Genomic DNA, 9710 nt, shown 5'->3' on the forward strand with positions numbered 1-9710 from the left:
CTCCTTCCGGATGCGCCGATCGTGGCGTGGTGGCCGCACGGCGCCCCGGAAAGCGCGTGTGAGACCTCCATCGGCCGGATCGCGCACCGCCGCATCACCGATTCGGCCAACGAACCAGACCCCCGCCGCGCGCTGGAAAACATCCGGGCCACCTACAAAGCAGGCGACACCGACCTCGCCTGGACCCGCCTGACCAACTGGCGCATGCAACTCGCCGCAGCAATGGACCACGTGGATCCGGCCACCATCACCGGGATCACTGTGGAAGGTGCTTCCGATTCCCCCAGCACACTGTTGCTGGCAAGCTGGCTGGGCCGATCGCTGCAGGCACCTGTGACCATAGTGGCCGACCCCCCAGGTACCGGCATTCGCGGGGTCCGGCTCATGACTGCTTCCGGTGCCATCCGGCTGTCCAGGCCCGGCCACACGGTGGCAGAACTGACCCAACCCGGGCAGCCCGCGCAACGCATTACCCTCGCGCGCAGAAGCCTCAAGGACTGCCTCGCCGAAGAACTCCGCCGGCTCGACCCCGACGACGTCTTCGGGGAAACGGTTCGCGGCTTCGACATGTCCCGTGTCCGGCACGAGGGCCTCCATAGTGGTGGCCGCGTGGACGTGGATGCCTTGGTATCCGCACTCAGCCAGGTGGACGACAGCCTTGCCGAGGTGCGCTAAGCCCTGACCACTATCTGCTTTACCACCGGGTCACCCACTCTTTCGAGTAGTTAGAGGCCGTCCAAAGTGCTACGACTGCCGCAGGCCGTGGCTGTGGGCCAGTGCGATCGCTTCGGTCCGGGAGCCGACGTCGAGCTTTCTGAAAAGGTTCCGCACATGGAACTTGACCGTGTTCTCGCTGATGCCCATTGCGGACGCTATGGTGCGGTTCCGGTGTCCGGTGGCCAGGTGCTGCAACACTTCGAGTTCGCGGGCAGCGAGGTTCCATCCTGCGACGTCGCCGGCCGGACGTGCCGGAAGGTCCAAGGGAAGCGAAACGAAGACATCCGCACCCCAGCCGGACATGACGTCCATTCGGAGCTGTCCGGTGAGTGCTTGGACCCTGCGGTCCAAACGGCTGATGCTCGGATCCTCGGTGGTGAGCGCGCCGCCGCCGTCGTCACGGACGTTGATCAACAGGTTTTCGCCGTCGCAGTCCCAATGCGTCCTGATCCTTGTGACATCCGGCTGTTCCATCATGACCAGTACCAGTCCGCGGACGATGGCCCGCGCTGCGTGCGCAACTTCTCCGGGGAGGGCCCTGCCGTTCAGGGGAGGTTCGATGAACTGGACCTCAATGCCGCTGAAGCTCGTGAGTGGGCGCAGGTCTTCGCGCAGGCGTTCGAAGGCTTTGACCACTGGTTCTTTCACCAAATCCGTGGTGCGGTCGCTGTGCGTTCGGAGGCCCACCAGTGCCCTGGCGGCGAGATCGGTGACCGTGGTCCGCGCCGTGGCATCGTCCATGGAGGAGGAGCGCAGGGCGGCCAAGAGCGTTTCAAGGGTGGTGGAGTGCAGATCCGTCAGTTCGGCCGTCACGCGGATGCGTTCGGCTGAAGCCGCACGGGATTCCAACAAGTACGACGGCGGCGCATCCGCCACTTTCTCCTGGATCCGCCGGGCGGTGATGTCCCAGAGATAGCTCACCAGCTCCAGCCCGGACGGCCCGGGATCGGCGGGGACGGGGTCTGTGATCACCAGGAGTGCATTGCTGGGGGCATGTTTGAGTGCCATCGCCTGCCGCGGTTGTCCCGCAAGCTCAGCGTCACCAAACCATGGGCCGTCGTCCGGGAGAGCAGCGCGGAGCGCGTCCAGTTCAGCGATGGAGACCTTGGAAATGATGTCTTCCGAACCCGCCTTCTTCTGCGGCCGCCCCGTGCAGTCTTCGGTGAAGATCACCAGGGCGCTGCTCCCGAGGGAGGGGAGCGAGGCGTCACGCAGCCGTTCGGCGATGTGGGACAACGGGGCGTCGGCCAGGGCTGCCACGGAACGCAACAGCGGCCAAGGGTGGTCTGAAGGGGACATGGCAACTTCCTTGCTGGGCTCATGAGTGTGGTTGCGCGACGACGCAAAACCAACCGGGTGAATTCCCTGTCCTAAAGTGTAGTCAAAAACTGTCAGAAAACAGTGTTTCGCCGAGGTGTTTATTTCGGGAGCATGGGAATCAACCACAAAGCATGGATGCGGCCACTTCGGCCGGCCACCATATCAAAGGGGATAACTCGTGAATCCGACAGCAAGTGCGGCGCTGACCTTCAGCAACGCAGATACTGCACCCGCAACACTCGACTGGACATTCGAGGACCAGCGCGCCGTGGACACCGCTCGCGTGTTGGCCGCCGACGCCGTGGAGAAGGTGGGCAACGGACACCCCGGCACCGCAATGAGCCTGGCTCCGGCAGCGTACCTGCTGTTCCAGAAGCTGATGCGCCATGACCCCCGTGATCCCGAGTGGATCGGCCGCGACCGCTTCATCCTTTCCCCGGGCCACTCCTCGTTGACCCTTTACATCCAGTTGTTCCTTTCCGGGTACGGGCTGGAGCTGAAGGACCTCGAGGCGCTGCGTACCTGGGGTGCTTTGACCCCGGGCCACCCCGAGTACAAGCACACCGCCGGTGTGGAAATCACCACGGGCCCGCTGGGCCAGGGGCTCGCATCGTCGGTGGGGTTCGCCTACTCCCAGCGTCGCCAACGCGGCCTGTTCGACGCCGATGCTCCCGCCGGCGAATCGCCGTTCGACCACACCATCTGGGTGATCGCCTCCGACGGCGACATCCAGGAGGGCGTCACCTCTGAAGCATCGTCGCTGGCAGGCCACCAGGAGCTGGGCAACCTCGTGGTGGTCTACGACGAGAACCACATCTCCATTGAAGACGACACCGACATCGCCTTCACCGAAGACGTCCTCAAGCGTTACCAAGCGTACGGGTGGCACACCCAGCGCGTTGACTGGACCAAGACGGGCAACTACGTAGAGGACCTGCAGGAGCTCTACTCAGCCCTGCTCGAAGCCAAGGCAGAGACCTCCAAGCCGTCCATCATTTCGTTGCGGACCATCATTGGCTACCCGGCGCCGAAGAAGCAGAACACCGGCAAGATCCACGGTTCCGCACTGGGCGCCGAGGAAGTTGCGGCGGTGAAGACTGTGCTCGGTTTCGATCCGGCCAAGTCCTTCGATGTTGACGAAAAAGTCCTGGCCCATGCCCGCAAGGTCCTGGACCGCGGTGCGGGGGCCCGCGGGCAGTGGGACGAAGCATTCAGCGCTTGGCAGTTGGCCAACCCGGAGGGCGCTGCCCTGCTGGAGCGCATTGAATCCAAGCAGCTTCCGGAGGACTTGGACTCCCTTCTTCCTGTTTTCGAAGCCGGCAAGGACGTTTCCACCCGTGCAGCCTCGGGTAAGGTCCTGAACGCGATCGGCCCGGTTCTTCCCGAACTCTGGGGCGGTTCGGCCGACCTTGCCGAGTCGAACAACACCACCCTTGAAGGTTCGCCGTCGTTCATCCCGGCCTCGCGTTCCACGGACGCCTGGAAGGGCAACCCGTACGGACGGGTGCTGCACTTCGGCATCCGTGAGCATGCCGCGGCATCCATCGTGAACGGCATTTCCCTCCACGGCCGTACCCGGGCGTTCTCCGGTACATTCCTGATTTTTAGCGACTACCAGAAGCCGGCCATCCGCCTCGGCGCGCTGATGGGTGTCCCGTCCATCTATGTGTGGTCTCACGACTCCATCGGCCTGGGCGAAGACGGACCCACCCACCAGCCGGTGGAGCAGCTCGCCTCCCTGCGCGCTATTCCGGGCCTGGATGTTGTCCGCCCCGGTGACGCGAATGAGGTGGGTATCGCCTGGAAGACCATCTTGGAGAACCACCAGAATCCCGCCGGCATTGTGCTGACCCGCCAGAATGTTCCAACGTTCGCCCGCGGCGAGGGCACAGCCTCCGGGGACGTCTTTGCCTCACCGGCCGGTGTGGCCAAGGGCGGCTACGTGCTGGCCGAAGCCTCCAAGGACGGCGAAACCGTTGACGCGCAGGTCATCCTGATCGGCACCGGTTCGGAAGTCCAGCTCGCAGTGCAGGCCCGTGAAGCGCTCCAGGCTGAAGGCATCGCAGCACGCGTTGTGTCCATGCCCTGTGTTGAGTGGTTCAACAAGCAGGACGAGGCCTACCGCGAGTCCGTCCTCCCGGCCGCCGTGAAGGCCCGTGTTTCCGTTGAAGCCGGCCTCGCGCTCGGCTGGAAGGAATTCGTCGGCGACGCCGGCCGCTCCATCTCCCTGGAACACTTCGGTGCCTCGGCCGACTACAAGCGCCTGTTCAACGAATTCGGTATCACCGCCGAAGCGGTGACCGCAGCGGCCATGGAATCCCTGGCTGCTGCAAGCAGCTAACACCTCCAGAACTGCAGTGCGGCGGGGGCCGCGGGACGCCTTGAGGCGACCCGCAGCCCCCGCCGCCGCAGCCCCCCCATTTTCGAAGGAAGAACACCGCCATGACCAACGCAACACCCACCGCACAGCTCTCCGCCGCAGGCGTTTCCATTTGGTTGGATGACCTTTCCCGCGAAAGGCTTTCCAGCGGCAGCCTGCAGAAGCTCATTGACGAAAAGAACGTTGTTGGTGTCACCACCAACCCCTCCATCTTCCAAGCCGCCATCACCTCCGGTAACGACTACGAGGCAAAGATCGCGGAGCTCGCGGCTGCTGGTGCCAGCGTTGAAGAGACCATCTTTGAAATAACCACAACGGATGTGGCTGATGCCTGCGATCTCTTCGCACCCATCGCCGCCGCCACCAATGGTGTGGACGGTCGCGTCTCCATCGAGGTGGACCCCCGCCTGGCATGGGACACGGAGGGCACCATTGCTGAGGCCAAGCGCCTCTACAAGAAGGTTGACAAGGACAACGTCCACATCAAGATCCCGGCCACCTTGGAAGGTCTGGCTGCCATCACGGCAACCTTGGCCGAGGGCATCAGTGTCAATGTGACGCTGATCTTCTCCCTGGAGCGCTACCGGGCTGTCATCAACGCCTTCCAAACGGGCATGAAACTGGCCATGGACAACGGCCACGACCTCTCCAAGATCCACTCCGTGGCTTCGTTCTTCGTCTCCCGCGTGGATACCGAGATCGACAAGCGCCTTAGCGCCATCGGCACCGCTGAAGCCAAGGCACTCAAGGGTAAGGCGGGCGTAGCGAACGCACGCCTGGCTTACCAGGTCTACGAAGAGCTGTTCTCCACCGAGCGCTGGTCCGTCCTGGCCGCTGCCGGAGCTCGCCCGCAGCGTCCCCTGTGGGCATCAACCGGCGTGAAAGACCCGGCCCTTCCGGACACCCTTTACGTCACCGAACTCGCAGCCCCCGGCCTGGTGAACACCATGCCCGAAAAGACACTGGATGCCACGTTCGATCACGGAGTAGTCACCGGCGACACCATCACCGGCACCTACGAAGAAGCCCACCAGGTTTTGAACGCCATTAAGGCCCAAGGCATCTCCTACGCTTTGGTGGTCTCGGTCCTCGAGTCCGAAGGACTGGAGAAGTTCGTGACCAGCTGGAAGGAACTCCTGTCCGACGTCGACGGCGCCCTCGCCGCTGCCCGCTAGGCTGCCTGAACCCCGGACGTCCTCTCCACGCCCTCAACTGCAAGCTTTGACCGATACTGAAAGGCAGGCACTATGTCCACTTCACCTTTGACATGTTGTATCAACCCCAGCATTCTCTCCGCCGACTTCGCCAACCTCGAAAAGGAGCTGGCACGCATCAGCACTGCGGATGCCGTGCACGTCGACGTCATGGATAACCACTTCGTGCCGAACCTGACCCTCGGGTTGCCGGTGGTGGAGCGGCTGCAGAAGGTCAGTCCGGTACCGCTGGATGCGCACCTGATGATTGCTGAGGCCGATCGTTGGGCGCCGCAGTATGCCGACGCCGGCCTGGACTCAGTGACTTTCCATGTGGAGGCGGCCATGGCTCCCATCAAGCTGGCCCGTGAACTGCGCGCGCGGGGCTCGAAAGCCGGCATGGCCTTGCGTCCGGCCACGCCGGTGGAGCCGTATTTGGACATGCTTCCGGAGTTGGACATGCTGCTGCTCATGACAGTGGAACCGGGTTTTGGAGGTCAGGCCTTTTTGGACGTGGTACTGCCCAAGATCCGGCGCGCCCGCGAAGCAGTTGAGGGCTCCGGCGTGAACGTTGCCATTCAGGTTGACGGCGGCATCACCGAGGAAACCATCATTCGTGCAGCAGAAGCCGGGGCCAACGTCTTCGTAGCCGGCTCCGCCGTCTACGGCAAGCCGTCGCCTGCCGAAGCAATTGAGTCCTTGCGGACCAACGGGCAACTTGCCTTCGCAGGACGGACCGCCCCCAGCGAACTTCAGAAAGCCTAAAGGATCACCAACATGCGCGTTCACATCGCAACAGACCATGCAGGCATGGAACTCAGTTCTCACCTCATCACCGAGCTGGCGGCGAGGGGCTACGAGATGGTGGATCACGGGCCCTCCTCCTATGACCCGGAAGACGACTACCCGGCCTTCTGCATCAAGGCCGCCACCGCCGTCGTCAAGGACCACGCCGCAGGCGTGGACGCTTTGGGAATTGTGCTGGGCGGTTCGGGCAACGGCGAGCAAATCGCCGCAAACAAGGTTGCGGGTGTCCGTGCCGCCTTGGTGTGGAACCTGGACACAGCAGTACTGGCTCGCCAACACAATGACGCAAACGTGGTGGCAGTTGGCGGACGTCAGCACACTGTGGACGAAGCCACCGAGCTCATCAAAGCCTTTCTCGCCGAGCCGTTCACCCATGCTGAACGCCATGAGCGCAGGATCGGTAAGATCGCCACCTACGAAACCACAGGGGCCCTCTCCGACTAGCTCCGGGTTTTCGCGCAACGCTCATTGCCAACCGCGCCGTCGTCCTGAGGGTCGGCGGCGCAGTTGTGTGCTCGGGTCACCCCGCCAAAAGAGCAGGGGTGTCAAAACAGCAGGGGTGCCATCCGCAATGCCAGCTCGCGGGCCGCTTCCTGCTGTTCGCAGATTGTGGGAAACCGTGCTGAGGGACCGAACAGGCAGAGAGCTCCGCCGAGGCTGCCATCGGGCATGGTGATGGGAAACGCCAGGCTGGCGGAGCCTTCTTCCAGCTCATTGACGTCGGAAGCCTGCTTGGTGGCCCTGACCTCCGCGAGAACCGCCTCCAGCTGACCTCTGTCCGTGATGGTGTGCTCGGTCAACTTGGCCAGCGGACGCATGGGGACGGATCCGGACGCGTCGCCAAGTTCTGCGAGCATGAGTTTCCCTGCTGCCGAGGCATGTGGGTACCGCAGCATTTCGAACGCTGCGTGGAGAGGGTAGTCCGGGTCTTCATCGGCGATCCTCAAAGAGGCACTTCGGTACATGATGAGGTGCACTGCAAAACGATTTCCGCTCCGGAACCGCTCCATCACGTTGCGGGCTGCAGTTGACACGGCAGGAGGAGCAGCAGCTGTAATCAATCCTGTGATGGCGTGTCCGAGCGCGAAGCCGCGGAGATTGGACGTGCGGGCAAGATATTCGTCTGCGACCAGCGCATTGAGAGCACGGTATGCGGTTGCCTGGGGTATCTGGAGCGCTTCGGTGATTTCCTTGGCCGTAGTCCCGGTGCCGAGCCGTGCCACCACCTCCAGGATTCTCAGGGAGGTGGCGGCGGGGCCGGTTCCTGCATATGACGGCCTGTAGTTCATGGGATGCGCCTGTCATGAAACAGGTCCGACTGCCGGGTCTCGTCGTAGATGCCTATGGATGCCAGACGTCCGGGTCTCCGGTAGCGGAGGAATGTGGCGTAAAGGATGCTCGCCAGGAACACCGCTCCATAGATCAGGCTTTGCAGGTTGCCGGCCTGAACCGAAACAGTAGCAGCAGCCCAGAGCACAAACGTGAGGATCAGCGGGGTTGTGGAACCCAGTATCCAGCTGACCGTGGTGTTTTCTCCGATACGGCGCAGGAAGAACGGCAAGGACGCACTGGCCAAAATATACGAGCCCAAGTAGCCGTAGGCTCCCAGCGTGAAGAGGTTCGTCAAAGCCAGTCCAGGACTGACGCCGAAGAGAATCACCGCGATGGGAACAGCCGCGATGGCAGGCATGACCATCATGATTGCGGTGGACGGTGTGCGAAACGAGGGATGAGTCCGGCCAACCGCTCGGAGTGCCACGCCTTCCCTGCCCATGCAGAAGAGTATCCGCGACAACGCATTGACGGATGCGATCGCGCATGCGAACCACGAGGCCGCAATCCCGAAGTCGAGGACGGCCGCCACCATGGGGGACGTGCTGGAAATCAGGTTGGACAGCGGAGTGGAGCTGGTGATGATGCTCGGCGAAGCTTCGTCGAGGGCCACGTCTTGCGCGGTCGCGGCAATGAGGTACAAGACGCCCGCCAGGATGGGTGTCCACGTAATGGCCCGAGGGATGCTGACGAAAGGTTTGCGAGCCTCCCCGCCCAGGGTGGTGGGACTTTCGAATCCCACAAAGGCGCTGACGGCAACGACGATGCCGATCCACAGGGAATCAAAATCTCCTTGCCACGCAAACACGCCATCGAGGTTCACGCTCGAGGCATTGAATGTGAAGTAGACGATGAGAACCACCGTGAGAATCGCAATGGAAATGGATTCCATCAGCAAAGTGGACCACGCGGACAGCCGGATTCCCCGGACCATGAGAAGACAGGCGCCAGCTGCTGCGCCAAGGATGACCAGAGCCGTGGGACCCCTCGGATCCACCAGGTGCAGCCCAAGGTTGATGAACAGCTCAACACTATATGTGCCAACCGCCAGCAAGCTGGCCATGGCTACCAGAGCGTATCCGAAGATGGCCGACCAGCCTGCGGAAATGGCGGTTCTTGGCCCGAGTCCCTTGGCCGTGTAGCTGTAGAGGCCGCTGACGGCCGCCATGCGTTGGGCCATCGGTCTCAAACAGAAGGAAACAAGGATGATGACCGCCATGGCTGCGCCGAAGGTCATCAGGAGGTTGGGCCCGGACGTCCCAAAAACAAGGCCGGGAAAGATCAGAGCCGGAATGACGGACATGGCACCGGCAGGTGCCACGTTGGCAACTGCTTGTGCAAAAACCGGCAAGAACGATAGCTTCCGGCGCCGCAAGCCCTCCACCGGAGATTTGGCGGTGATGTAACGGTCACCGCGGGCAGACATCAGGCACCATGTTTCCCTCCGCCGGGCAACCTCACCCGCCTATAGCAAGTCATCGATTCACGATGCCAAACATTAGCATCGTCGGCCCACATTCAGGGGAAAAAATCCAGATTCAAATGTTTCCAACATGTTAACTGCACTGAGAAATCAGGGTTTGGAAGTTCTCACACCATTGTTCAAAAAGGTCTCGCCTGAAGGAATTGGATGCCGTAAGTTTCTAAGCAGACGGAGTGAAAGTGACCGGCATCACGGCTCTACAGGGTCGTCCGGGGTAACCATCAGCGCCGTCTTTACATCAGCAGGACGCTCTTCAAGAGCGCGGCCACGGAACAGTACGGCTGACTTGCCCTGCAGCATTGGACAACCAAGGAGAAAATCATGACTCTCACTACAGAAACCCACGCCCACTTGGGTGTTTCGCATCCGTTGGATCCGTTGTCGCGGGAGGAGATTTCCCGTGTTGTGGCTGTGTTGAAGGACGGTCCTGCGGCGGCGGAGTCGTTCCGTTTTATCAGTGTTGAGTTGCGTGAGCCGG

Annotated in this window: 9 protein-coding genes; 6 read left to right on the forward strand and 3 right to left on the reverse strand. The window is 62.2% G+C overall.

What is annotated here, in order from left to right; all coding sequences use genetic code 11:
* The coding region (locus AR689_RS09790; protein ID WP_197412853.1) for a glucose-6-phosphate dehydrogenase assembly protein OpcA at positions 1 to 675 on the forward strand (675 nt) is incomplete at its 5' end.
* Between the two features lie 69 nt (positions 676 to 744).
* On the opposite strand, the gene AR689_RS09795 is transcribed toward AR689_RS09790, so the two are convergent.
* Positions 745 to 2016: a helix-turn-helix transcriptional regulator gene (locus AR689_RS09795; RefSeq protein ID WP_062069679.1), complete on the reverse strand. Its 1272-nt coding sequence runs from the start codon at positions 2014 to 2016 to the stop codon at positions 745 to 747.
* Between the two features lie 199 nt (positions 2017 to 2215).
* Here AR689_RS09795 and tkt point away from each other — a divergent pair, with 199 nt between their 5' ends.
* From tkt to AR689_RS09815, 4 genes are all read left to right on the forward strand, one after another.
* Entirely contained in the window at positions 2216 to 4378 is a 2163-nt protein-coding gene (gene tkt, locus AR689_RS09800) for a transketolase (protein ID WP_502686013.1), read from the forward strand.
* A gap of 101 nt (positions 4379 to 4479) precedes the next feature.
* Entirely contained in the window at positions 4480 to 5592 is a 1113-nt protein-coding gene (gene tal / locus AR689_RS09805) for a transaldolase (protein WP_062069682.1), read from the forward strand.
* Positions 5593 to 5664: 72 nt separating this feature from the next.
* Complete coding sequence (gene rpe, locus AR689_RS09810) at positions 5665 to 6375, forward strand: ribulose-phosphate 3-epimerase (RefSeq protein ID WP_062069684.1); 711 nt, start codon at positions 5665 to 5667, stop codon at positions 6373 to 6375.
* Between the two features lie 12 nt (positions 6376 to 6387).
* Positions 6388 to 6861 (forward strand): ribose-5-phosphate isomerase, encoded by a 474-nt coding sequence (locus tag AR689_RS09815; RefSeq protein WP_062069686.1) that lies wholly within the window; start codon positions 6388 to 6390, stop codon positions 6859 to 6861.
* Positions 6862 to 6962: 101 nt separating this feature from the next.
* On the opposite strand, the gene AR689_RS09820 is transcribed toward AR689_RS09815, so the two are convergent.
* Positions 6963 to 7706: an IclR family transcriptional regulator gene (locus tag AR689_RS09820; protein ID WP_062069688.1), complete on the reverse strand. Its 744-nt coding sequence runs from the start codon at positions 7704 to 7706 to the stop codon at positions 6963 to 6965.
* Positions 7703 to 9175, reverse strand: a complete 1473-nt coding sequence (locus AR689_RS09825) for an APC family permease (protein WP_062069690.1) — start codon at positions 9173 to 9175, stop codon at positions 7703 to 7705. The genes AR689_RS09820 and AR689_RS09825 overlap by 4 nt, the downstream gene beginning before the upstream one ends.
* A gap of 378 nt (positions 9176 to 9553) precedes the next feature.
* On the opposite strand from AR689_RS09825, the gene AR689_RS22690 reads away from it, so the two are divergent.
* Positions 9554 to 9710: hypothetical protein (locus AR689_RS22690; protein ID WP_156424566.1), on the forward strand; the 157-nt coding region annotated here is incomplete at its 3' end.

The sequence above is a fragment of the Arthrobacter sp. EpRS71 genome (assembly GCF_001512285.1).
In the GTDB taxonomy this organism is placed as follows: Bacteria; Actinomycetota; Actinomycetes; order Actinomycetales; family Micrococcaceae; genus Arthrobacter.

Bases quoted from the DNA above. Each gene is read 5' to 3' on its own strand.
- AR689_RS09820 (WP_062069688.1), bottom strand. From the start codon at position 7,706: ATGAACTACAGGCCGTCATATGCAGGAACCGGCCCCGCCGCCACCTCC.
- tal (WP_062069682.1), top strand. From the start codon at position 4,480: ATGACCAACGCAACACCCACCGCACAGCTCTCCGCCGCAGGCGTTTCC.
- rpe (WP_062069684.1), top strand. From the start codon at position 5,665: ATGTCCACTTCACCTTTGACATGTTGTATCAACCCCAGCATTCTCTCC.
- AR689_RS09825 (WP_062069690.1), bottom strand. From the start codon at position 9,175: ATGTCTGCCCGCGGTGACCGTTACATCACCGCCAAATCTCCGGTGGAG.
- AR689_RS09795 (WP_062069679.1), bottom strand. From the start codon at position 2,016: ATGTCCCCTTCAGACCACCCTTGGCCGCTGTTGCGTTCCGTGGCAGCC.
- AR689_RS09815 (WP_062069686.1), top strand. From the start codon at position 6,388: ATGCGCGTTCACATCGCAACAGACCATGCAGGCATGGAACTCAGTTCT.